Source organism: Desulfosporosinus cupriresistens, assembly GCF_001707885.1.
Taxonomy (GTDB): Bacteria; Bacillota; Desulfitobacteriia; order Desulfitobacteriales; family Desulfitobacteriaceae; genus Desulfosporosinus.
This window is the reverse complement of sequence record NZ_MASS01000026.1, coordinates 21,984-46,566: the sequence shown is the minus strand read 5'-3', so window position 1 is coordinate 46,566 and position 24,583 is coordinate 21,984. Positions and strand designations below refer to the sequence as shown.

General features: G+C 42.9%; 25 protein-coding genes. 24 read left to right on the top strand and 1 reads right to left on the bottom strand.

Annotated features, from left to right (window positions below):
- Positions 1 to 85: 85 nt before the first annotated feature.
- The 6 genes from DSBG_RS11885 to DSBG_RS11865 all read left to right on the top strand — a co-directional run bounded on the left by DSBG_RS11885 (position 86) and on the right by DSBG_RS11865 (position 6,126).
- Entirely contained in the window at positions 86 to 784 is a 699-nt protein-coding gene (locus DSBG_RS11885; RefSeq protein ID WP_068964544.1) for a winged helix-turn-helix domain-containing protein, read from the top strand.
- Positions 785 to 2,179, top strand: coding sequence for a sensor histidine kinase (locus DSBG_RS11880; RefSeq protein ID WP_068964543.1), 1,395 nt, complete (start codon positions 785 to 787; stop codon positions 2,177 to 2,179). It abuts the gene before it with no gap.
- Positions 2,172 to 3,665, top strand: a complete 1,494-nt coding sequence (locus DSBG_RS11875) for a hypothetical protein (protein WP_068964542.1) — start codon at positions 2,172 to 2,174, stop codon at positions 3,663 to 3,665. The genes DSBG_RS11880 and DSBG_RS11875 overlap by 8 nt, the downstream gene beginning before the upstream one ends.
- Positions 3,666 to 3,722: 57 nt before the next feature.
- A complete protein-coding gene (locus DSBG_RS11870; RefSeq protein ID WP_068964541.1) occupies positions 3,723 to 3,905 on the top strand; it encodes a hypothetical protein in 183 nt (60 codons plus the stop codon).
- A 324-nt stretch (positions 3,906 to 4,229) separates the two neighbouring features.
- On the top strand, positions 4,230 to 4,367 hold the full coding sequence (locus DSBG_RS23100; RefSeq protein WP_176716260.1) for a hypothetical protein: 138 nt from the start codon (positions 4,230 to 4,232) through the stop codon (positions 4,365 to 4,367).
- 1 nt (position 4,368) lies between these two features.
- Entirely contained in the window at positions 4,369 to 6,126 is a 1,758-nt protein-coding gene (locus tag DSBG_RS11865; RefSeq protein ID WP_068964540.1) for an alpha-glucosidase, read from the top strand.
- A 117-nt stretch (positions 6,127 to 6,243) separates the two neighbouring features.
- Here DSBG_RS11865 and DSBG_RS11860 read toward each other — a convergent pair whose 3' ends face one another.
- Positions 6,244 to 6,429 (bottom strand): alpha/beta-type small acid-soluble spore protein, encoded by a 186-nt coding sequence (locus DSBG_RS11860; protein ID WP_068964539.1) that lies wholly within the window; start codon positions 6,427 to 6,429, stop codon positions 6,244 to 6,246.
- A gap of 345 nt (positions 6,430 to 6,774) precedes the next feature.
- On the opposite strand from DSBG_RS11860, the gene ku reads away from it, so the two are divergent.
- The 18 genes from ku (at position 6,775) to DSBG_RS11770 (ending at position 24,458) form a co-directional block, all read left to right on the top strand.
- Positions 6,775 to 7,710: a non-homologous end joining protein Ku gene (gene ku / locus DSBG_RS11855; protein WP_068964538.1), complete on the top strand. Its 936-nt coding sequence runs from the start codon at positions 6,775 to 6,777 to the stop codon at positions 7,708 to 7,710.
- A gap of 173 nt (positions 7,711 to 7,883) precedes the next feature.
- Positions 7,884 to 9,002: a DNA-processing protein DprA gene (dprA, locus tag DSBG_RS11850; RefSeq protein ID WP_068964537.1), complete on the top strand. Its 1,119-nt coding sequence runs from the start codon at positions 7,884 to 7,886 to the stop codon at positions 9,000 to 9,002.
- Positions 9,003 to 9,225: 223 nt separating this feature from the next.
- The gene (topA, locus tag DSBG_RS11845; protein WP_068964536.1) at positions 9,226 to 11,316 is read left to right on the top strand and encodes a type I DNA topoisomerase; all 2,091 of its coding nucleotides are present in this window, start codon (positions 9,226 to 9,228) and stop codon (positions 11,314 to 11,316) included.
- A gap of 45 nt (positions 11,317 to 11,361) precedes the next feature.
- Complete coding sequence (trmFO, locus tag DSBG_RS11840) at positions 11,362 to 12,681, top strand: methylenetetrahydrofolate--tRNA-(uracil(54)-C(5))-methyltransferase (FADH(2)-oxidizing) TrmFO (protein ID WP_068964535.1); 1,320 nt, start codon at positions 11,362 to 11,364, stop codon at positions 12,679 to 12,681.
- A gap of 4 nt (positions 12,682 to 12,685) precedes the next feature.
- Positions 12,686 to 13,600, top strand: coding sequence for a site-specific tyrosine recombinase/integron integrase (gene xerA, locus DSBG_RS11835; RefSeq protein WP_068964534.1), 915 nt, complete (start codon positions 12,686 to 12,688; stop codon positions 13,598 to 13,600).
- Positions 13,601 to 13,684: 84 nt separating this feature from the next.
- Positions 13,685 to 14,215: an ATP-dependent protease subunit HslV gene (hslV, locus tag DSBG_RS11830; protein WP_068964533.1), complete on the top strand. Its 531-nt coding sequence runs from the start codon at positions 13,685 to 13,687 to the stop codon at positions 14,213 to 14,215.
- 11 nt (positions 14,216 to 14,226) lie between these two features.
- Positions 14,227 to 15,612, top strand: a complete 1,386-nt coding sequence (hslU, locus tag DSBG_RS11825) for an ATP-dependent protease ATPase subunit HslU (protein WP_068964532.1) — start codon at positions 14,227 to 14,229, stop codon at positions 15,610 to 15,612.
- 61 nt (positions 15,613 to 15,673) lie between these two features.
- Entirely contained in the window at positions 15,674 to 16,471 is a 798-nt protein-coding gene (gene codY, locus DSBG_RS11820; RefSeq protein ID WP_009622363.1) for a GTP-sensing pleiotropic transcriptional regulator CodY, read from the top strand.
- A 101-nt stretch (positions 16,472 to 16,572) separates the two neighbouring features.
- Positions 16,573 to 17,031: a hypothetical protein gene (locus DSBG_RS11815; protein ID WP_068964531.1), complete on the top strand. Its 459-nt coding sequence runs from the start codon at positions 16,573 to 16,575 to the stop codon at positions 17,029 to 17,031.
- Positions 17,032 to 17,187: 156 nt separating this feature from the next.
- A complete protein-coding gene (gene rpsB / locus DSBG_RS11810; RefSeq protein ID WP_009622360.1) occupies positions 17,188 to 17,913 on the top strand; it encodes a 30S ribosomal protein S2 in 726 nt (241 codons plus the stop codon).
- A 227-nt stretch (positions 17,914 to 18,140) separates the two neighbouring features.
- Entirely contained in the window at positions 18,141 to 18,794 is a 654-nt protein-coding gene (tsf, locus tag DSBG_RS11805; RefSeq protein WP_068964530.1) for a translation elongation factor Ts, read from the top strand.
- 104 nt (positions 18,795 to 18,898) lie between these two features.
- Positions 18,899 to 19,624 carry a UMP kinase gene (pyrH, locus tag DSBG_RS11800; RefSeq protein ID WP_068964529.1) on the top strand — a complete coding sequence of 242 codons (726 nt, stop codon included), beginning with the start codon at positions 18,899 to 18,901 and terminating at the stop codon, positions 19,622 to 19,624.
- On the top strand, positions 19,621 to 20,178 hold the full coding sequence (gene frr / locus DSBG_RS11795; protein ID WP_068964528.1) for a ribosome recycling factor: 558 nt from the start codon (positions 19,621 to 19,623) through the stop codon (positions 20,176 to 20,178). Before pyrH ends, frr begins: the two co-directional genes overlap by 4 nt.
- On the top strand, positions 20,175 to 20,378 hold the full coding sequence (locus tag DSBG_RS11790) for a hypothetical protein (protein WP_068964527.1): 204 nt from the start codon (positions 20,175 to 20,177) through the stop codon (positions 20,376 to 20,378). Before frr ends, DSBG_RS11790 begins: the two co-directional genes overlap by 4 nt.
- 184 nt (positions 20,379 to 20,562) lie before the next feature.
- The gene (uppS, locus tag DSBG_RS11785) at positions 20,563 to 21,327 is read left to right on the top strand and encodes an undecaprenyl pyrophosphate synthase (RefSeq protein WP_068964526.1); all 765 of its coding nucleotides are present in this window, start codon (positions 20,563 to 20,565) and stop codon (positions 21,325 to 21,327) included.
- Positions 21,328 to 21,337: 10 nt separating this feature from the next.
- Positions 21,338 to 22,120 carry a phosphatidate cytidylyltransferase gene (locus tag DSBG_RS11780; RefSeq protein ID WP_068964525.1) on the top strand — a complete coding sequence of 261 codons (783 nt, stop codon included), beginning with the start codon at positions 21,338 to 21,340 and terminating at the stop codon, positions 22,118 to 22,120.
- A gap of 10 nt (positions 22,121 to 22,130) precedes the next feature.
- Positions 22,131 to 23,240 (top strand): sporulation integral membrane protein YtvI, encoded by a 1,110-nt coding sequence (ytvI, locus tag DSBG_RS11775; protein WP_068964524.1) that lies wholly within the window; start codon positions 22,131 to 22,133, stop codon positions 23,238 to 23,240.
- Between the two features lie 75 nt (positions 23,241 to 23,315).
- Positions 23,316 to 24,458 carry a 1-deoxy-D-xylulose-5-phosphate reductoisomerase gene (locus tag DSBG_RS11770; protein ID WP_068964523.1) on the top strand — a complete coding sequence of 381 codons (1,143 nt, stop codon included), beginning with the start codon at positions 23,316 to 23,318 and terminating at the stop codon, positions 24,456 to 24,458.
- The last annotated feature ends 125 nt before the right edge of the window (positions 24,459 to 24,583 follow it).

The window sequence follows — 24,583 nt, the reverse complement described above, 5'->3', positions numbered from 1 at the left end:
AAAAGTTACCTATGACGCCTTAGTTGGTTTACAATAAAGAGGCAGGAATGAATAACCTGTAATGCCCAATAAATGGAGTGATCCGATGAACGAGAAAAAGGTAAAAATACTGGTAGTTGAAGATGAAGAATCAATCCGACGCTTTATAACACTCAACCTTAGTGCTGTAGGATACCAGGTAGGTGAAGCTGCTACTGGTGAGGAAGCTATCGCTATGCTTAAGGGGTTCATCCCTGAGCTGGTAGTGCTGGATCTTATGTTACCAGGCATTAGTGGGCTAGAAGTCTGCCAACAGATCAGGGAAACTATGCCTGAAACGTTGGTAATTATGCTGACTGCAAAGGGGCAGGATACTGACAAAATTCTTGGATTGGAACTTGGTGCGGATGATTATATGGTAAAACCGTTTAATCCTTTTGAACTCATTGCCCGAATAAAGGCAGTGCTCCGGCGTAAGGCGGGACTTAAGGAAACAAAACAGGTACTTAGTTATCGAGAATTGTATTTGGATATTACTGCCAATAAATTTTTTAAAAATGATATCGAGATTGAGTTAACTCCTACGGAATTTGCTTTATTGAAGATGTTTATGGAGAATCCGGAGAAGGCTTTAAAGCGTAATGAAATGTTAAATGCTGTCTGGGGGGAAGATTATTTTGGTGATACTAAAACATTGGATGTGCATATTAGGCGTTTGAGGGAAAAAATTGAGGCCAATCCATCTCAACCAAACTATATTAAAACAGTTTGGGGTTCTGGGTATCGATGGCAACAGGAGTCTTAAATGAAAGGTATTAGAGCAAGACTGACTGCTAATTTTATGGTCGTCATTATCATCACAGTTACGATACTTGAGGTACTACTTATTTATACGGTTCGGCAAAATTACTATGGCAGTTTGGAAGGTAGTCTCACAAACCAGATCAAGATCTCGGCTGTTTTGTATGCTAAGTATTTTTCGGACACCTCTCTGCAGGAAAACGTTCTTTATAATGTTGATGCATTCTGGAATCAAAGTAATGCTGAAGTCGAGATTGTAGATCAAGATAGCCACATTGTGATGGACTCGCTGGGTGTGATCCCAGCGGGAAATGTAGACGTTAATGATATCCAAGATGCCTTAAATGGTAAAACTGGGAGATGGATTGGAACATTAAATGGACAAAAGGTCATGGCTGTTGCTTATCCTTTAACAGCCAATAATCAAATAGTGGGGGCTTTACGTTTTATCACTTCTTTGAGTGCCGTTGATCAGGATATACAAAATACAGCGTATATTTTTATTTCCATAGGTTTAGTGGTAGTTTTTATTGTTGGCTTCATAAGCATCTTTTTAGCCAATACAATTATTGTACCATTAAAGGAAGTAACGGAGGCGGCTCAAGAAATGGCAGCAGGCAATTTTAAGGCCCGGAGTGAGAAAACCCATGAAGATGAGATCGGCAAGCTTTCGGATACGCTGAACTATATGGCTGATGAAATTGTAAAAAAAGAACAGTTGAAAAATGATTTTATTTCGTCGGTTTCGCATGAGCTACGAACTCCACTGACATCGATTATGGGCTGGGCAATTACTTTACAAAACGAAAAATTCCAACAGAAAGAGATGCTAAATGACGGTCTAGGTATTATTGCCAAAGAAAGTGAACGATTAACTCATATGGTGGAAGAACTATTGGATTTTTCCAAGTTTGTCTCTGGCCGAATCAAGCTGCAAAACGAAGAGATCAACATGGTCAATCTTATGGAATATATCCACAAACAACTAACCCCAAGGGCAGTGCGAGAAAAAGTCAATTTTACCGTCCAATACCCGGAATATCTGCCATCCCTAATCACAGATTCCAATAGGCTCAAACAGTTATTTATTAATATTTTGGACAATGCTTTCAATTTTACGTCTGCGGGCGGCTGGATTACTTTTAATGTTGAGATTCAAAATGAAGGGTTTATTTTTACAATTACGGATACTGGCTGCGGAATAGCAGATGACGAGCTACCTATGGTTAAAGAAAAGTTTTATAAAGGGAAAAGTTCACGCTCCAAAAATGGAATCGGGCTATCAATTTGCGAGGAGATTGTTAATTTAATGGGTGGTACGTTGGAAATCACCAGTGAGGTTAATCAAGGGACAGTCGTTGTCATTAACCTAATTAAAGGGGCGAGTTCCTGTGGTTAGGATCTATAAGGTGTTGATTGTCGGTCTTGTGCTCCTCTTGCTCAGTGGATGTACCAATCTTTCCTGGACAACAGCGGGTAAAATCATCCCGCCGCTTAAAACCGTTTGCGCGCTGGAAGGGAAATGGACGGTAATCCAAGACTTGAAGAGCAGTGGGAACTCCAGTGAGGGTAATCAAAACTGGGTAGGTGAAAGCGCTCAATTTACACAGAACGCAGCCATGTTGGGTGATTATGTCTGGAGCAATCCTACCTATAAGATCAAAAAGGTAAATTCTACAGATTATCTAATGACTAAATATCTAAATCTTTCAAGCACCTTAGTGCCCGAAAGTGAAGAAGTTGATGTCATTACTGTATCTGCAGCAGAGAATTTCTTGGGTGAATTTATGAAAATTGATGATTCAAAGATTATAGGCTTTATCCAAAACAATGCGCTCTACCTCCAAAAAGTTTCGGATCAGGTGGATAATTCTTTAGCAACGGCCAACCCCAATGAATTTAATACAAACGATCAGAGCAAGCCGGGAACATCGGGTGTTCTGGTAGGGCTTAGAGTACCGTCAGAGTCAGATAGCAACAGCGGACTAGAGAATGACTTCAAGTATCAGACATTGTGGATAGCAGCGGACAATAAAAAGTTGCATTCGGTTTTAACGGATAATAATATTTTCTTCCCGCGTAGTAGTGGCTTTTGGGAGCTTCAGGTGCGTAATGCCCTGAATGGAACAAAAATAGAAAATGAACTATCAGCTCACGACGTTACTACCAAGATACCAGTTAAGCAAGAACGGGTTATGGGAATTAATCAGAAAATAGTTGATAAAGGGACTTTTATTAAAACAATTGATTATGTTGGCAATGATTACGTGGCTATAGAAAACGATTCAAGGGACATTAAGCATTTGCAGGTACTACCCGTGGATAAAATCTCTGCATCAAGTGGAATCAAGCTGTCAGATTTACTGGGGACCAACGGGTTAACTGCTTATAGAAGCGCCAGAGCCCGGCCCCTCAGAGTTTTAAGCAATGAAGGGATTAGCTTGGTCGATGAGGATAAATTTGAGGAGAATTTTGGGCTCACCCGAAAAAATGGGCATTGGTACCTCCAAGGAAGAATTAACTATCAAAACGAAGGTAAACTTCACTATATGGACTACAACGTTAATCTGATTCCTCCAGCTAAATTGACTTATTATGATACATTGTGCTTAAGTTGGCAGAACATTAAAGACCGAATTCCAGACGCTATGGATGCTTTTACCTCGCCCAATCGTGATATTGCCCTGGTTATAACGAAAAGTAAGCTATATGTCTACGGAATCAGTGCTGATTTACTAGATAGTGAGCCATTGACTAAAATCGACATGAACATTGGAGAAACTGTGGTTATGGCTGAGTGGGCCACAGGATCTTATGTCGATAATTGGGAGAAAGCATTTCTTGCCAACGGTGCTAAAGTTATGTCTTATGATAATGAGAAATGACCTCTAGTGTTAATGAACTATTTTAAAAACGAATTCTGGGGAGGAGGGTATTCATTAATGGACTTTGATTTTTTTGTAACGGCCTCCTTGTTTTCAATCTTAGGGTACGGGCTTTGTTATATTACTATGGCACAAAAAAAGGAGATAGCAACAAAAAATCGACGTGAAGTCAAGGGTAACATTGCTGGCCCTAAGCCCGTTGAAACTATGGATCGTGAGGCAATAGAATTAATCTATTAAATAATGAAACCACGTGTGTTTAAGGAGTTAGACAAATGACAAAAATTAAGTTGTCAGTAAAAATGCCGAAAAATGCGGTCCTTGGTTGTTTGAAAACAAGTTGAAAAGGAAGAATTATGGTTTCTATATTGGCTACAGGTGATATGAACCGGATAGATTTCTTTGTGATGCTGAAGACGAATATTGAATATGGGTCGGGCAGGCGCACAGTCACTTACCAGCGTTCATATGCATAATTATGAGGAAATATTGGAATTACTAGCGAGGTTGGTTAAATCACCTAGCACAAGGGAAATAGAATAAAGGCTGGTTTGGAGGAAGAAAATGACCGAACGAGAAAAACAGATTGCAGAAGCTATTTTAGCCTTAGTGGAACTCGAGTCTTTGCAAAAATTTGATGGCATTTCGCCGGATGAGGCTAACGATACATTTACTATATCAACGACTTCAAGGGGTGCCTAAGATGCAAAAAGCTTGGTGGAAAGAGGGTACAGTTTATCAGATTTATCCGCGTAGTTTTCTGGATAGCAATGCTGATGGGAACGGGGATTTAAAGGGAATCATCCAAAAGCTCGATTATCTGCAGTTTCTCGGGGTGAACATTATTTGGCTTTGTCCAGTGTATAAGTCCCCGTATTATGATAACGGATATGACATTAGTGACTATTATAAAATAATGGACGGATTTGGCACAATGGATGACTGGGAAGAGTTATTAAACGAAGTTCATCAACGAGGTATGAAGTTGATCATGGATCTTGTAGTTAACCACACTTCTGATGAACATCCTTGGTTCGTGGCTTCTCGTTCTTCGCTAGATAATCCTTACAGAAACTATTACATTTGGCGAAAAGGTCAAGACAATGGCAGGGAACCAAATAACTGGGCTTCGGAATTTGGAGGTTCAGCCTGGGAATATGATCCAATAACGGGAGAATATTATCTCCATCTATTCTCCGATAGACAGCCGGACCTCAACTGGGAGAACAAAGCTTTACGTCATGATGTTTATGATATGATGACTTGGTGGTTGAAAAAAGGGATAGATGGTTTCAGGATGGATGTTATTAATCTAATTTCCAAGGCTGAAGGACTGCCCGATGCCTCCGGAGCTAAAGAGGGACCTTATCAGTGGGGAAGAGATTATTACCGTAATGGACCGCGTCTACACTATTTTCTACGGGAGATGCATGCAAAGGTTCTCTCAAAGTTTGATATTATGACAGTGGGTGAGACTCCGGGTGTGAATTGTGAAAAGGCTGAGCTTTTGGTCGGTGAAGATCGTCATGAACTTAGTATGGTGTTTTTGTTCGAACTATTAGAACTGGACTATGGCGACGGAGATAAATGGAAAATAGTACCTTGGAAACTTATTGATTTCAAAAGGATTATCAGTGATTGGCAAGATTTTCTTGAAGGAATTGGTTGGAATAGTCTATTCCTCAATAATCATGACCAACCGCGTGCTGTATCCCGTTTTGGAGATGACCATAAGTTTCGGGTACAGTCTGCCAAAATGCTGGCAACAATGCTTCATACTTTACAGGGAACACCGTATATTTACCAAGGTGAAGAGATTGGGATGACTAACGTCAAATTCCCTGATATCTCATATTACCGGGATATTGATACACTCAATTTTTATAAAGAAGCCATTGCCGCCGGAATTAAGATGGAGCAAGTTATGGACATAATACATGCGCGCAGTCGGGATAATGCACGCACACCTATGCAATGGAACAACTCAGAGCATGCAGGTTTTACGGCGGGTAAACCATGGATTAATTTAAATCCTAATTATCCTGAGGTTAATGTCGAAGAAAATTTAGCAAACCCAGACTCAGTTTTTCACTATTATCGTCAACTTATTAAGCTTAGAAAAGAAAAAGCTGTTCTCATTTATGGGGATTACCGTCTCCTATGTCCAAATGATGAACATCTCTATGTATATTTACGTGTTCCCAAATTAAGAAGAGTTCCGGGCTGTGGAAAAAAGAAGCTCGCAGAAATACAAAAGGCTGAAAAGGACATTTTCGGGAATAACAGCGAAGAGAAGATACTTGTCATTCTTAATTTCTCTGCAGAAGTTAAGTGCTTAAATCTCTCTGAAGATATCAGATATCAGGAGAGTCAATTATTGATCAGCAACTACAGTAGCACAAATTTCGCATTAGAAATAGAGGTTAGACCCTTCGAAGCTAGTGTTTATTCTTTAAGCTAATGGTTTTAGCGTAAGGGTAGTATATCTAAAATGTATTTTAGTAATGATACTGAAGATTAAATAGGCCGAGCAAGATAAATATTGCTCGGCTTTTAAAGTGAGATTCAAACCACATTGTTACATAGGGTTGTTCCCGGGGAGTTTGCGTTCTGCCATTTCAATGGCCATTTTCACCATGTTGCCACAGTCTCTTGAAGAAACCCCTCCAAATCCTTCTTGGCGAAGGGTCCCCGCAAAACCTAACTCTTGAGCAATTTGTTCCTTCAACTCGTAAGACATGATGCTTTTACGTTGTCTTGACATGAGAATCCTCCTTCCGATTGGACAGTTTCTTTCAACAACACTGTTGATGAAAGTGATATTAGTATAGCTTGATGTCCAAGATAGTATGTGTGAAAGAACTCGAATTTTCTTGGTAAAGTAGGAACGAGTAACCATAAAATTATCATTGATACCACAGTATAATTAATTTGAGATTTGTTTATGATGAAGTCAAGTAATAACTGTATAATTAACTATACCCCAATAAGGAGAATTTATTAACTTTGTTCAATAAAGAACAGAGTTTTTGTCTTTCTAGGGAGGTCTTTAATGTGGTTGCATTAATAAACCTTTTCATGTTTACACTAAAGTCGGGAGGAATGTTAAATGCATACGTTATGGAAGGGATCAATCAGTTTTGGTTTGGTTAATGTTCCGGTTAAAATGCATGCGGCTACAGAATCTAAGGAGTTTAAGTTTAATTATCTTCATAAAGACTGCCACCACAGGATTCGTTCGATCAAGAAATGCCCATCCTGTGATCTGGAAGTTGAAGCTGCAGATTTAATTAAGGGATACGAATACGATAAAGACCAGTATGTTGTTTTAAATGATGAGGATCTTGCTGCGCTGGAACAACCTATGAGCCGCTCAATTGATATTCTTGATTTTATTGATTTAAAAGAGATTGACCCTATATATTATCAAAAATCATACTATTTATCCCCTGAAGAAACTGCCCAGAAGGCTTATCGTTTACTATGTCAGGCTATGGAGGAGAGTGGGAAAGTCGCTTTGGCACGGGTAACTATGCGTTCCAAACAGCATTTGGCTTGTCTACGTGTTTTTGAACAAGGCCTTGTGATGGAAACGATGTATTATCCGCAGGAAATCCGCCATATGGATACAGTCTGGGAGCGGGTTGTTCCGACAGAAACAGAATTGACAATGGCTCGTCAATTAATTGATAATTTAGCGCGTCCCTTTGATCCTGAAAAATATCACGATGAGTTACATGAACAAATGTCGGAATTAATCGAAAGCAGAGTAACAGGTCAGAACTTTAAAGTAGAGGCTCCAGAAAAAGGAAGAAAAGTAGTCGATCTTATGGAAGCCCTGCGAGCAAGTATTGCGCTGACGGAAAAAGAAAAGGGTAAACTGGCGACTACTGAAGCATCAAACGTAGACAAGCCAGTGTTATCAGAAGCTCCAAAAGCACCAGTTGAGAGTGTAACGTCAGTCGAAGATCAACTTAGCGTTGAGAAACCGAAATCTACCTTGACCCCTCGAAAACGGACAACCAAACGGGCCAAAGGAGCATAGAGGTAAGTAAAGCACAATTTACCATCAAAGTTATGAAGCCAATACGAGTTGAAAAACTGTGGACTACATTGTTTTTGCTGCACTATTTCACCTAAAACAAGAATATTCGACAATTCTCTACGCAGGAGATACATCCTTTTGTCCCGAAAAGGAGGGCAAGGGAGGGAATATGCATGGGGATAGAAGAGGAAAAGATTATTCGAGCGGCTTTCCGCACGATTAAAGGTGTAGGAAGTCAACATTTACGGCAGCTTATTGCTCACTTCGGTAGTGCAGTAAAAGCATGGGAGGCTCCACAAAGCAGCTATCTTCAAGTTGCTAATCAGGAAAAATGGATTAGAGAAATTTTAAAGGTAAGAAAAGACATTGATCCTCAGGAGATTGGAGCGGCACTGAGTCAACAGGGAATTATGCTGATCACGCCGGATGAAAGTAATTATCCCCATCTGTTACTTGAGCTGGCGGGGGCACCCCCTCTGCTCTATTATCGGGGGTATCTTCGAGGTGATGCAGAGGTGTTAGCTTTTGTAGGCTCACGCCAAGCGACCACTTATGGTAAATCTGCAGCACGAGTCTTGGCGCGTGACGCTGCAGCTAAAGGGATTGTCATTGCCAGTGGTCTCGCCAGAGGGATTGATACTGCTGCTCATCAAGGCGCTCTCGACAGTCAGGGGACGACTTGGGCTTTTCTTGGCTGTGGTCTTGACCGAATTTATCCTTTGGAAAACCAGCGCCTAGCTGAAGACATTTTAGAAAAAGGCGCTTTAATTAGTGAATTTACGCCCGGTACTCCACCGAATGCGTTGCATTTTCCTGCGCGTAATCGATTGATTAGCGGGTGTTCTTATGGGGTTGTGGTCGTGGAAGCAGCGGAAAGAAGCGGAGCTTTGATTACAGTTGATTTTGCTTTGGACCAAGGACGAGAAGTATTTGCAGTCCCAGGGCCGATCTTTAGTCCAGTGAGCCGGGGGCCTCATCATTTAATACGCCAGGGAGCAAAAATAGTGGAAAGGATCGAAGATATTTGTAATGAGCTACCGGCATGGTCCAAATATGCGACCCAAATTTCATTGAACAAAGAACTTTTACCTAAAGAAACGGTGCATCCTGCCGAATTGGATCATCTGTCAATTCTACAGCAGTTAAGCGATGTCCCTCTGCATATTGATCAAATTGCTATCCATTCAACATTGCCAGTATCCACCATTTCGCTGGCTTTATTAGAGCTACAATTAGGAGGAAAAGTCAAACAATTACCAGGCCAACATTATGTATTAGCCCGAGAGTGCTAGACATACTATGAAAAAGACGTTAAGATAGGGCTTAGTTTTACCAACGTTCAACCATTATGCTTAGAATAATTGAAATTGGAAATAAGTGTAATATTAGGAATGATACAAACTTTATCTCGTAACCCTTGGTCTTCTTTAATAATTCGAGTTCGAACTTCGCGCATCGCGCCTCGAACCTCGAACTTCGAGTAAGTGTGTCTTTAAGTTTATTTGAGGTGAATTTATGTCAAAAACGTTAGTAATTGTAGAGTCGCCCGCCAAGGCGAAGTCAATCAGTAAATTCCTGGGAAGCCGTTACACGGTTAAAGCTTCAATGGGACATCTACGGGATCTGCCGAAAAGTCAATTGGGTGTTGACTTAGAACACGACTTCGAACCGAAATATATTGCGATTCGCGGGCGAGGAGATTTAATCAAAGATTTACGAGTAGCGGCTAAAGGGGCAGATAAAGTGTTCTTGGCTTCTGACCCGGACCGTGAGGGAGAAGCTATAGCTTGGCATCTTTCCCATTTGTTGAGACTTAACTCGGGTGATAAGAATCGAATTGAATTTCATGAGATTACCAAAGGGGCAATACAGGCGGCTATAAAGCATCCTCGACAGATTGATATGGATCGGGTGGATGCCCAGCAAGCCCGCCGAGTTTTGGATCGTTTAGTCGGTTATCAGTTAAGCCCTTTGCTCTGGCGGAAAATTAAGAAAGGGTTAAGCGCAGGCCGAGTTCAATCCGTAGCTGTACGCTTAATTGACGATCGGGAAGAGCAAATTAGAGCTTTTGTTTCGGAAGAGTATTGGAGTCTAACAGCTAATCTTCAAGCGACCGGAGGGAAATTCTTGGCCAAGCTGTTAAAGAAATCTGGGCAAAAAGTTGCTATTTCCTCGAAAGCTGAAATGGAAATCATTCTAGGAGATATCGCTGGAAAAGATTTTCATGTTTCCGATGTCCGTACGAAAGAAAAGAAAAAGCTCCCTGCACCGCCCTTCATAACGAGTAGCTTGCAGCAAGAAGCTCATCGCAAATTGAGTTTTTCGCCGAAACGCACGATGATGTTAGCACAGCAATTGTATGAGGGTCTTGACCTAGGTAAAGAAGGAACCGTCGGTTTAATCACTTATATGCGTACAGATTCTGTCAAGATCGCCGAAACTGCCCAGGATGAGGCTAAAGAATGGATTCTGTCACACTATGGGAACGATTATTATCCTCCTGAACCTCGCCAGTTCGCAAATAAAGGACGAGCGCAGGAAGCGCATGAAGCGATCCGCCCGACACTGCCCTTACGGACTCCGGATTTGTTAAAGGGCATTTTGTCACGAGATCAGTTACGATTATATCGGTTGATTTGGGAGCGCTTTATTGCGAGTCAGATGAGTGTAGCAATCACGGATACCTTGACGGTCGATGTCGTGGTGGGTGACTACTTATTTCGGGCGAATGCTACAACGGTCCGTTTTTCTGGGTTTTTAGCTGTGTATGAAGAAGGAAAAGATGAAGAGGAGACTGTTGATGAGGAACAGAATTCATTGACGCTTTCCGTTTCTTCAGGAGAAATACTTAAGCTTGTCAAAATTCAAGAGAAACAACATTTCACTGAACCGCCGCCTCGATTTACGGAAGCTTCTCTCGTTCGTAAAATGGAGGAAGAAGGTATTGGAAGACCGAGTACATATGCACCAACTATTGAAACAATTCAAACTCGAGGTTATGTAGTTAAAGAGGAGAAACAACTCCTACCTACAGAACTTGGAGATATCGTGATAACCTTACTTAAAGAATATTTTCCGGATATTTTAAATTTGGAGTTCACGGCTAACTTGGAAGAGAAGCTTGATCTAATTGAGGAAGGTAGCGCACCATGGAAGTCTGTGGTCAAAGACTATTACACGCCATTCGCAGTGACCTTAGCCTATGCTGAAGAACAGATTGGCAAGGTTAAAATTGAGGATCAAGTCTCCGAAGAAATTTGTGACCTATGTGGACGGAATATGGTGATCAAGATGGGACGTTATGGTAAATTTTTAGCGTGTCCTGGATTTCCAGACTGTCGAAATACGAAACCACTGCTTGAAGAAGTGGGTGCGAATTGCCCAAAATGCACGAAACCACTTGTGATCCGTCGCTCAAAAAAGGGGCGTAAGTTTTACGGCTGCAGTTCATATCCAGATTGTGATTTTGTATCTTGGGAAATGCCAGCTCCTGAACCATGCCCAGAGTGTCAGCAGTTAATGGTGATTAAATCTTCAAAACGACAAAAAAAATATGTATGTACAAATCCGGAATGCCGTTATACAAAAATGATTGAAGAAAGCTAGATTTTGGTTGAACGGATTCTATTGAGATAAGGAGAGAATGGACACATGCAGCAATCTATAACTGTCATCGGAGCAGGCCTCGCAGGTTCAGAGGCCGCTTGGCAGCTGGCTGAGCGCGGGGTAAGGGTCGACCTATATGAAATGCGTCCGCATAAAACGACTCCCGCACATCAAACCGACCAGTTTGCAGAACTAGTTTGCAGCAACTCGTTACGAGGGGCTGGTTTAGAGAACGCTGTGGGGCTATTAAAAGAAGAAATGCGCCGTTTAGGGTCCTTCATTATGGGGGCAGCAGATCATAATGCTGTTTCCGCGGGTGGAGCTTTGGCAGTCGATCGAGAACTATTTTCGAGTGAGATTACCCAACGATTAGAACATCATCCCAACGTACATGTTCATCGGGAGGAAGTGCATCAAATACCGCAAGAAGGAATCACTGTGGTGGCGAGCGGTCCTTTGACTTCCGATGATTTAGCGGCAGATATCCGGAGGTTAACCGGAGAAGAAGCACTTTCCTTTTACGATGCTGCTGCCCCGATTGTCACGCTTGAATCAATTGATTTAGACAAGGCTTTTTGGGCTTCTCGTTACGACAAGGGAGAAGCAGATTATCTAAACTGTCCTATGACTAAGGACGAGTACGACTCGTTTTATAACGCGTTGATAGAGGCAGAGACAGCTGAAGTTCAAGGCTTCGAACAGGGGAAGGTTTTTGAAGGCTGTCTGCCAGTTGAAGTGATGGCCAAGCGTGGTCCCCAGACTCTGACGTTTGGTCCCTTAAAACCAGTTGGACTGTTGGATCCTCGAACAGGGCGGAAATCTCACGCCGTTGTACAGCTTCGTAAGGAAAATCAAGCAGGAACACTTTTCAATTTAGTAGGTTTTCAAACTCATTTGAAATGGGGGGAACAAAAACGGGTCTTTTCGTTAATTCCCGGCTTGGAACATGCTGAGTTCGTGCGTTATGGTGTGATGCATAGAAATACTTTTCTCAATGCCCCTAAGGTACTTAAAGCAGATTTTAGTTTAAAGACAAAACCAACGATTTTCTTTGCCGGTCAAATGACTGGGGTTGAAGGATATGTTGAATCTGCAGCGAGCGGGCTTCTAGCAGGCCTTAACGCTTGGCGGCGGTTGAATCAGAGAGATGGCCTCGTTTTCCCAGCAGAAACGACGTTGGGGGGGTTAGCTCGTCATTTGGAGGGTTCTCCAAGTCAGAGTTTTCAACCGATGAATATAAACTTTGGATTGCTCCCACCTTTGTCCAAAAGAATACGGGATAAGCGCGAAAAAAATGGACAAATTTCTGAACGCGCTTTGACTTTTCTTGAGGAGTTCTGTGGGCGGGAGGATTTAGGGAGGTAAGCAAGTGCTGGTCGATGAAGCGTTAAGCTTATTTGCAGGTTATCAATCTTCTCAAAACCGATCAGAGCATACCATTGTTGCTTATCAGACTGATCTAGGTCAATTTTTCCGATTTGCCGCACTCGAACAGGGTTTGGAACCCGAATCACTCATGGTGGATATGATTGATGTCTATATTGTTCGCAGTTTTCTAGGTGTTTTAGCAGAACATGGATTGGCTAGAAAAAGCATGGCGCGTAAGCTTGCTGCGCTAAGGTCGTTATTCAAATTTCTATGTCGTAAAGAAATTCTTTTAATAAATCCGGTACAGCGGGTAGCAAGTCCAAAATTAGGACGTAAACTCCCGCATTTTCTATATCTAGATCAGGTAAAGGTGCTGTTAAAGGCTCCCGATGGTACAAGTCTATTGGGTTCACGCGATCAAGTAATTATGGAGTTGCTCTATGGCTCTGGGCTAAGGGTCAGCGAACTCATTGGCTTAAATCGAGAGGATCTTGATCTAGAAAGCGGGCTAATCAGGGTCCTAGGGAAAGGGAGCAAGGAGAGGGTGGTCCCGGTAACCAACTATGCAATTCAGGCAATTAGGGTTTATCTGGGATTACGTTCAGATGACAATCAGGCTCTTTTGCTTAATTATCAGGGGGCGCGTCTATCGGATAGGTCGGTCCGGAGAGTTTTAGACAAATTGGTCGCCAAGATTAGCCTGGAACAACATGTGAATCCACATATGCTCCGTCATTCATTTGCCACTCATCTGTTGGATGGTGGAGCTGATTTGCGAAGTGTCCAAGAGTTACTGGGGCATCAGAAACTTTCATCTACTCAAATCTATACGCATCTAACTCGTGAACGACTTAAAGACGTCTATGCTCAATCTCATCCTCGAGCGAAGGACTTACGTATGCCAGAAAAAAAGTAAATTTTCACAAAAAGGGGTAAATTGCCTACAATTGACTTGACACGCCGAAAATGCGCGAGTAAACTTCATTAGGGAGGGTTAATCATGTTTCATGCAACGACTATAGTCGCAGTTAAAAAAGGGGAACACGTAGCCATAGCAGGGGACGGTCAAGTGACCTTTGGTCAGGCAACCGTAATGAAACATACAGCCCGGAAAGTCCGTCGTTTGTTTCATGGAAAAGTGATTGCAGGGTTTGCGGGATCCGTTGCGGATGCGTTTACGCTTTTTGATAAGTTTGAACAAAAACTGGAGGAGTATCATGGGAATCTTCAGCGCGCGGCGGTGGAGCTTGCTAAGGAATGGCGAACCGACAAAATGCTAAGGAACCTTGAAGCACTACTTTTGGTTGCGGATGCCCAAAACCTTTTGATTTTATCGGGTTCAGGTGAAGTCATTGAACCCGACGATGGAATTGCCGCAATCGGATCTGGTGGAAACTATGCTTTAGCTGCTGCTCGTGCCTTGGCAAAACATACTGATTTGCCTACTACGGAAATTGTACGTGAAGCGATGCTTGTAGCCGCTTCAATTTGTGTTTATACTAATGAGCAGATCACTGTAGAAACGTTATAGGGGGTGAAACTATGGACAGCTTGACTCCACGTGAAATTGTCCGTGAATTGGACCGCTATATTGTAGGACAAGATGCGGCAAAACGTGCTGTTGCAGTTGCTTTGCGTAATCGTTATCGACGTTCTTGTTTAACAGAGCAATTGCAAGAAGAAATTATACCGAAAAACATTTTGATGATTGGTCCGACTGGCGTTGGGAAGACGGAGATTGCCCGGAGGTTGGCAAAGCTTGTTCGCGCCCCATTCATTAAGATTGAAGCCACGAAGTTTACTGAAGTTGGTTATGTGGGCCGGGACGTGGAAGCCATTATTCGTGATTTAGTCGAAATTGCTTTGCGCATGGTGAAGGTGGAGCGTGCAGATAAGGTTGAGGCGCAGGCGGCGATCAATGCCGAGAAACGTTTGGTTGAGTTATTGGTTCCAGAAAAACGCTCGGAGAGTTCATCAAGCAATCCTTTTCAGATGTTGTTCGGGCAGGGATCAGAGCAAGAAAAGAAAATTGACGTGACTCCGGAAATTGAACAAGAGCGCAAGATAGTGGCGGACCGTTTGCGTCTTGGGGAACTAGAAGAGCATGTTATTGAGATATCTGTTGAAGAAAATACACCACTTTCCGATATGTTAGGTAACAACAACATGATGGAGATGGGCTTGAATATTCAGGATATGATGTCTGGGATGCTCCCTAAGCGGCACAAAAAGAGAAAAGTTACCGTACGCGAGGCACGGAAAATCTTAATTAATGAAGAAACTCAAAACTTGATTGACCAAGATGAAGCAGTTCAAGATGCCATCCGGAGAACTGAGCATGAGGGAATTGTTTTCTTAGATGAAATCGATAAAATTGCAGGACGCGAAAACGCGGGTAGCTCAGACGTTTCCAGGGGAGGAGTACAACGTGATATTCTCCCGATCGTTGAGGGCTCTACCGTCGTCACGAAGTATGGACCGGTCAAAACCGATCACATCCTGTTTATTGCTGCGGGAGCTTTTCATCTCAGCAAGCCTTCCGACCTCATTCCTGAACTGCAGGGAAGATTCCCTATTCGTGTGGAACTTGAATCGTTAAGTGTAGCTGATTTCAAACGTATTCTCACAGAACCTCAATCGTCGTTAATTAAACAGTACAGCGCTTTATTGGGAACTGAAGGAATAAAGGTAGATTTTACAGAGAATGCTATTGATGAATTAGCAGAGGTCGCCTACAAAGTGAATTCTTCCACTGAAAATATTGGGGCCCGAAGACTGCATACGATTGTCGAAAAAGTACTGGAAGAATTATCGTTTGAAGCTTCTGAACTGCCTGATGATTACACTGTCACAATAAATCGCGAATATGTTCAGCATCGTTTGGGTAATGTGGTTCAAAATCAAGATTTGGCGCGCTACATCCTGTAGATAAATGGTTGAAGTAATAATATAACTCATGAAACAAGTTTAAGGAGGATAACTAAAACTTATGGACAAAGCGACATTGTTAGAAAAAACGAGAACCATTAATAAGTTGATCCAGCGTGCTGCTGGAAATCCGGTTGATTTTGAGGAAATGGCTAAAGTTCTCCAGCAAGCTGTGCTTGCCAACTGCTATATTGTGGGACGACGAGGGAAAATTCTTGGGTATAGTTTTATGGACCATTTTGTTTGTGGAACAATGGAGGAAATTGCAAGGAGATCGGAACGCTTTCCTGAAAGCTATAATGAAGGTCTAATGAAAGTCACCGAGACTTTAACGAATACTTGTCAGGTTGCCAATGGCTGTGTGTTTAATTCTAATGAACGATGTCATTTCACTAATAAACTTACTACCGTTGTACCGGTTTTAGGTGGAGGCGAACGCGTTGGGACGCTCGTGTTAGCTAAATACGACGTAGAGTTTAATGAAGACGATCTTGTGCTTGCCGAATACGGGGCAACAGTTGTAGGAATGGAAATTCTGAGGGTAAAGGCGGAACGCGCAGAAGAAGAAGCTCGTAAAAAGGCTGCAGTCCAAATTGCTGTAGGAACCCTATCGTACTCTGAACTAGAGGCAGTAGAGCATATCTTTGCCGAATTGGGGGGCGGAGAAGGACTGTTGGTAGCCAGCAAGATTGCTGATCGAGTGGGGATTACTCGTTCTGTCATAGTTAATGCACTGCGTAAATTTGAATCAGCCGGTGTGATTGAATCCAAGTCGTTAGGCATGAAAGGAACTTATATCCGAGTTCTTAATGATTATTTGCTGGACGAACTTGATAAGCATATCAAACACACTAAGTAAAACGGAGGTCAGAAGGCGGAGGCCAGAGATCAGAAGGGGAATACCCCGTCTGACACATCCGGCATCTGATTTCTGACTTCTATTTACAGGAGGGTAATTTCATGGATGAACATGATTACGTTTACCAACTGAGACCGCTTATTGTGCCAGGCCTCATGTTTCTGATCCTCTATCCCCTTATTATGGGTAGTGTGCATTTCTTTAGAAAGTTGCCGACCATGGAACTAAGGGTGCTTATCGGAATCTATGTTGTTTCCGGGCTGGGAATCCTAGCCTTGTGGGTTATTGGCAAAAGTAAACATGTGCAAATAGAAGAGGAGCAAATTGTCTTTCAATCGTTGCTTGGGGAGCACATCTTAGAACCAAAGGATATTCGAAGAGTTGCGTTTTATTTCGATGGAAAAGGGCAGGAAGTTGCTCAGATTCGTGCGAATGATGAGTTTTATTACGTGAGCGAATTCTATTTCCCCTTTCCCGAACTTATGAGTGACTTGGAAAATTTTATTCAGAAGTACGGCTTACGTTCTAACCTTCAGAGTTATGTGGGCTTGAATAAATAGGTTTGCAATGAATTGTAGAATGTGCTATTCTGTAGTCAGTGTGATTTAATGACACACGCAATGGGATTATAGCGCCAGTTCCCTGTCGGGAGGCAGGGGGCGTTATGAGATGAACTTGCGGAGGAAAAAACAAACAAGAAAGAGGTTTTAAACACAATGGCAGTTATTTCGATGAAACAATTATTAGAAGCGGGTGTTCACTTTGGACACCAAACGCGACGCTGGAATCCGAAAATGGCTCGTTATATTTTTACGGAGCGGAATGGAATCTACATTATCGATCTCCAAAAAACCGTAAAGAAAGTTGATGAAGCTTTTAATTTTGTTCGGAACCTTGCTACTGAAGGCGGTACCATGTTGTTTGTAGGTACTAAGAAGCAAGCCCAAGAATCTGTCAAAGATGAAGCTGAACGTTGCGGTATGTATTTTGTGAACGAGCGTTGGCTCGGTGGTATGCTGACAAACTTCCAAACGATCCAAAAACGTGTCGACCGTTTGCGTGTTTTGGAACGGATGGAGGCAGAAGGCGTATTTGAAGTGCTTACCAAGAAAGAGGTTTCCGCGCTTCGTCATGAGATGGAAAAACTGGAGCGCTTCTTAGGCGGCATCAAGAACATGAAAAAGCTTCCTGACGCGTTGTTTATCGTAGATCCACGTAAAGAACGTATTGCGGTTGCAGAAGCACGTCGTTTGCATATTCCAATTGTAGCAATTGTTGATACAAACTGCGATCCTGATGAAATTGATGTTGTCATTCCAGCTAATGATGATGCAATTCGTGCTGTCAAGTTGCTCACTGCGAAGATGGCTGATGCGATTATTGAAGGGCAACAAGGCAACCTAGATGAGGTTGAGGAATCTGGGGAAGTAGCCGAAGGCTAAAATCGATATATGAAGCACGAGGTTCGATTACCACGCATAGTGCTTCGTGAATATAGTTTTAATGAAGGTTCGAGGTTCGAATATCGCGCCTCGGACCTCTATACGTGCAGAGGCATAAAATATCGCAGATTGCCTCGAACATAGCGCATCGAGCAAAGTACATCGAACTATAGCTCAACTAATTTTACTTATCGTGCATCGTGCATCGAATTATAGGAGGGGTAAGTATGGCAGACGTAAGCTCAGCTCAAATTAAAATGCTCAGGGAACGTACTGGTGCTGGTATGATGGATTGCAAAAAAGCACTTGTCGAGTGTAATGGTGATACAGAAAAGGCTTGTGATTTTCTTCGGGAGAAAGGACTCGCAGCCGCCGCGAAAAAAGAAGGTCGTGTTGCAGCAGAAGGAACGGTTGAGTCCTATATCCATGGTGGAGGACGAATTGGTGTATTGCTCGAAGTAAACTGTGAGACAGACTTTGTGGCTCGTGGAGATGAATTTAAAGTATTAGTTCGCGATCTTGGGTTGCATATTGCAGCAGCGAACCCACAATATCTGACAAAAGAAGATGTTCCAGCAGCAGTACTCCAACATGAGAGAGACATTTTGAAAGCGCAAGCTCTTAATGAAGGCAAACCGGAGAAAATCATCGAGAAAATGGTTGAAGGTAGAATTGAGAAATTTTACAAAGAAGTTTGTTTAATGGAACAGCCTTTTGTCAAAGATCCTGACAAGAGCATTCACGACTTAGTTCTTGACAAAACGGCCATAATTGGTGAACGTATTGTTATTCGCCGGTTTACTCGTTATGAGCTTGGTGCAGGAATTGAGAAACGACAAGATGATTTTGCAGCCGATGTTATGAAAGAAATAAATCGATAAATCAAACCTAGACAATCTATTTAGAGAACACCCCGGTGTTCTCTTTTTCGAATCTGAGAGGTTTCGCTCTCTAGGCATAGAATTAGTTTGATGGAGGTTAATCCATGGAAAAACCACGGTATGAACGAGTTGTCCTTAAGATAAGCGGGGAAGCACTTGCTGGTTCTCAGGGCTTTGGGTTGCAACATGACATGCTAGTTACTGTTGCGCAGCAAGTGGCCGAAATTAGAAGTATGGGGGTTGAAGTTTGCCTAGTCGTTGGTGGCGGAAACTTATGGCGCGGCATTGCTGGTAGTGCTCAAGGTATGGACCGGGCAACAGCTGATTACATGGGTATGTTAGCGACAGTGATGAATGCCTTGGCCTTACAGGATGCCTTGGAAAAAGCTGGTTCAGATACTCGCGTCTTATCTGCAATAGAAATGCGGCAAGTTGCTGAGCCCTATATTCGTCGTCGAGCCATTCGCCATATGGAAAAAGGACGCATTGTGATTTTCGCAGCTGGAACAGGTAATCCATACTTCTCGACCGATACGACAGCTGCTTTGAGAGCAGCTGAGATTGAGGCAGATGTCATTTTAATGGCCAAACGAGTGGATGGAGTCTATGATTCCGATCCGCTCAAGAATCCTCAAGCCAAGAGATTTGATCGATTGAGTTATCTGGATGTCCTGAGCAAAGGTTTGGGAGTGATGGATTCTACTGCGACATCACTTTGTATGGATAATGATATCCCGGTTATAGTGTTTGACCTCACGAATGAGGGTAATATTCATCGTGTTATCATGGGTGAATCTATTGGAACATATGTTGGGAGGGATAGTCAATGATCTCTGAGGTGATTAAAGACGCGGAGGAACGGATGCATAAAGGGGTTGACGCGTTACGTAGAGAATACGCCACAATCCGCGCGGGCCGTGCGAATCCTAGTGTCTTAGACAAGGTTATGGTCGAATACTATGGAACTCCAACGCCCATAAACCAGCTGGCGAATATCTCTACACCCGAACCAAGAATGTTAGTGATCCAGTCTTGGGATAAGTCCGTTCTTCCTGCCATTGAGAAAGCAATTATGAAATCAGATTTGGGGCTAAATCCGTCAAGTGATGGCACGGTGATTCGTCTCATCATTCCCCAACTCACAGCACAGCGACGTGCGGAATTGGTGAAAAAAGTGAAAAAAGAGGCGGAAGAAGCTCGTGTTGCGGTCCGTAACGTACGCCGCGATGTGAATGATAAGCTCAAGAAACTGGAGAAAGACCACGATGCCTCCGAAGACGACATCAAGCGGGCTCAAGAAGATGTTCAGAAGATGACCGATAAGATTATCAAAGAAATTGAACACGTGATGGAAACGAAGGAAAGTGAAATCACCGAAGTATGATGGACGCTTGGCTCGGCCGAGACTGGAATGAAGTTGAAATTGAAGTTAAACGTTCGGGTAAACCTTACGCTTTCCAAATTACGCGACCTCATGGTAAAATGGAAGCGTGGGGAAGTATCCGAGTTGTCCGCGTCAGAGAATTTGATGACCGCCTGGACATCGTTATAGCGCATGAAAAATTTTCGCCTAGGCAACCTTAGACCCCTACTCGTTGTTCGATATTCGTAGTTCGTGGTTCGATACTCAAATTAAGAACCACGAAAGTACGAATTACGAATATCAAATAGGGGTCTTTTCAAGGTTCGTGATTCGTAGTCCGAAGCTTGTAGTTTGAATTTCGAACAACGAATATCGAACTACGAACATCGAGTAGGGGGTGGGATGATGTGGTTCAAACCTTGGAAACAAAATAATGCAGAATCATTGAACCAGGTTGCTAGGGACCGCCTGCCTCGTCATATTGCCATTATTATGGATGGTAATGGGCGATGGGCCCAGAAACGAGCACTACCTCGTTCAATGGGGCATCGGGCAGGTGTTGAGGCCTTACGCAAAATTGTTAAGACCTGTTCTAAGCTGGAAATTGAAGTTTTGACAGTTTATGCATTTTCTACAGAGAACTGGCGAAGGCCTAAAGATGAAGTAGGCGTGCTCATGAAATTACTCACAGAATATCTGAAAAAGGAACTTGCGGAGCTTGACCAAAACAATGTTGTGATTCGAGCGATAGGGAAAATTAATGACCTCCCTCGTGAGGCGCAGCATGAATTAGAGCAAGCGGTGGAGAAAACTCAAAATAATACAGGACTCATTCTCAATCTGGCCTTAAATTATGGTGCGCGATCTGAAATTATAGATGCCGTTAAAAAACTTAGTAAAGATGTCATTAGTGGCAAGCAACGTATTGAGGAAATTGATGAGGAACGATTTAGTAAAGCGCTCTTTACAAGTGGGCTTCCTGATCCGGATTTACTTATTCGGACCTCAGGAGAAATGAGGTTAAGCAACTTCTTACTCTGGCAGCTTGCTTATACAGAAATTGTCGTTGTCGAGGAGCTTTGGCCAGATTTTGGTCAAAAGGCTTTACTGGATGCAATTGAAGTGTACCAGAAACGGGATCGCCGTTTCGGAGGAATACATACAAATTGAGGAGTAGCACATGTTTAAAAGAACAATTAGTGCATTGATTGGTGCTCCAATTTTTTTGGGACTAATATATTTAGGTGGACCATATACGGCTTTTCTAGTTGCTGTGTTAACCTTATTATCGTTGCAGGAATTTTTGCAAATTGGTAAGCATATGGGTATGCGCGTTTGGTATAAACTAACGATGTTGGTCACGGTTGTTTGGCTGATCAATCTGTTTGCCGGTGGTCAACAATGGATGATGCTGGTTCTTGTTTTCTGGCTTCTCATCGGGCTTGGACGGCTTGCCTTGACTTATCCGAAGACGCCATTATTAGAAGCAAACTTTAATTTGTTATCGGTCTTGTATGCAGTGGTTTTGTTATCGCATATTTATCTGCTTCGGCAACTGCCGAGAGGAATGGAATGGACTTTTCTTACGATTCTGATGGTATGGGCGACGGATATTGGTGCATACCTTATAGGGAGACAATTCGGACGTCATCTTTTAGCACCTCAGGTTAGTCCAAAGAAAACTTTAGAAGGTTCTTTTGGAGGACTCGTATTTTGTATTACGGTGGCTTTAGTGTTTGGGCACTTAATTGGCGGCGCTTCCTGGATTACGTATATAGTATTGGGTGGGGTTGTTGGAATCAGTTCCCAAGTAGGTGATTTGTTCGAGTCGGCCTTGAAAAGAAGCGCAGGGGTAAAAGATTCTGGAAAGCTTATTCCGGGGCATGGGGGGGTCTTGGATCGGTTCGATAGTCTTATCTTCGCACTTCCGTTGGTATATTACGGCGTGATCCTATTATCGTGAGGTGAAAGAGTTGAGTTTCAACCATAACCATCCTCTGTGGGCAAGTATCAATAGGCTTGCAGTGGTTACAAGTGCACTTGTCCTGTTGAAAGTTTTTACATATTTCTTCCAAGAATTCTTGCCTGTTTTTGGCGAGGTCATTGGTAAAACGTTTAGCGCCTTTTTACCGTTTATTATTGCTCTCCTTTTGGCCTTTTTACTTGAACCGCTTGTTGTGCGTCTGATGAGATCTATACGCATTCGTCGGCCGTATGCGGCGGTACTTACGCTCAGTTTGGCTATTGCAGTATTGAGTCTTTTTGTTTTTTTGATTGTGGCCCGCCTTTATACAGAGTTATCAGAGTTGGCGATTACGTTGCCTAATTATGGCTATGTTGTGGATTTAGCAACGAAGCAAATAGACTCAGTTGAAAGATTCGTAAAGGTTAATCCTCAAATTCAAAGCACTCTATTTACTTCGACAGAGACCTTGGCTAGAACTCTGCAAGAGTGGGCTAAATCGGGGAGTGTGTTTCTGCTAGGTTTTCTGGCGGCGTTACCTCGTGTATTTATTGTCCTCATTGTGTCCCTGGTTGCTACATTGCTTATGAGCTCAAGTTATCCAAATGTAAAACAGTTTATTTCTGACATTTTTCCCCGTCGTTGGCACGTCAGTGCTCAGGCAATTAGTGAGGGTTTGGGAGCAGCAGTCGTGGGATATATACGGGCTCAAGCTATTTTAGTATCCGTGACGGCGCTTACGACAATCGTCGGTCTGTTGCTCATTGGCAATCGTTATGCAGTTACACTCGGGGTGCTGGCTGGATTTTTAGATTTGGTGCCGATTGTTGGTACAGGCATTTTGTTTGTACCTTGGATCATCGGGTTACTAATCTTAGGATCGTTTGGAGAAGGACTAAAGCTGTTAGTGATGTGGTTTATTACAGTTGTCGTACGTCAGTTTCTGGAGCCTAGAATCATGGCTAAAGGAATTGGGCTCCATCCGCTGCCAACCCTCATTTCGATGTACGTCGGCCTCCAATTGCTTGGAGGAGTTGTAGGTCTTATTGTTGGACCCGGGCTAGTGATAAGTTATGAAGCCTTACGCAAAGCAGGTGTTTTTGGACCTCCTAAAGACTAAACTATTTATTTATAGGTTGCTTTTGTTACCAGTTGGATGAGTACAAACTTTTAAGTACAGGAAGAGATGATTTACGTGAAAACGCTGACTCTATTAGGATCAACAGGCTCGATCGGACGACAAACCTTGGATGTCGTTCGTCACGCTGAAGGGCGCCTTAAGATTCATGCCTTGGTGGCAGCCAAAAGTGTCGAACTTATGGAAGAACAGGCTCGACTTTTTCATCCCGCCGTTGTCGTGATGATGGACGAGGCCGCAGCTCGTGAACTTCGTGGTCGGCTGAGAGATTTGTCGATTAAGGTTGAGCAAGGCATGGAGGGTATTGTTAATTCTGTTATCGATGAACAAGTGGATACGGTTGTCACGGCCCTTTCCGGTAGGATTGGATTGGAACCTACTCTTGCTGCTATAGAAGCCGGTAAAACGATTGCCCTAGCCAATAAAGAAACATTGGTGGCTGGTGGAGAATTGGTTATGTCTACTGCTAGGAAGATGAATTGCCGAGTCTTGCCTGTGGATAGTGAACACTCTGCCATTTTTCAGTGTTTGGAAGAAAGTCCAGAAACCATAGAAAAGATTATGCTGACCGCTTCTGGAGGACCTTTCTTTGGCTGGTCTAGAGAAAAATTAGCGACAGTCACATTGCAGGAGGCTTTAAACCATCCCAATTGGGATATGGGTGCTAAAATTACGATTGATTCGGCAACGATGATGAACAAAGGACTTGAAGTAATCGAAGCGCACCATTTATTTAATCTGGATTATGATGCAATTGAGGTCCTTATTCATCCCCAAAGCGTGATCCACTCCATGGTCGCTTATCAAGACGGTTCAGTGCTTGCTCAGTTAGGAAGACCCGATATGCGGTTGCCAATCCAATATGCTTTGAGCTATCCAACTCGCTGGAAGAACTCTTTTGAACGCCTTGATCTGCGAGGAAAGACGTTAACCTTCCATGAACCAGATCTGGCAGCTTTTCCAGCGCTAGCTATGGCTTACCGGGTAGGACGACGTGGTGGAACCCTTCCTGCGGTGATGAATGCAGCCAACGAAGTTGCTGTTTCAGCATTTCTTCAGAAGAAGGTCTCGTATCTAGGTATCCACGACGTTGTCGAAAAGGTATGTTCGGAACATAATGTGTTAGATAACTTGGATTTGGGAAACATACTTGATGCGGACACTTGGGCACGTTCTCGAACCGAGGAACTTATTTCGTAGTGCGCTATTCGTTGTTCGACCTACGGGAATGAACAACAAACTCGGATGTACGGGATTCTAACTAAGAATCACGAGATGCAATTAACTCATTCAGCTAAAGCTGAACAGAGACTTCGTGGGAGAGT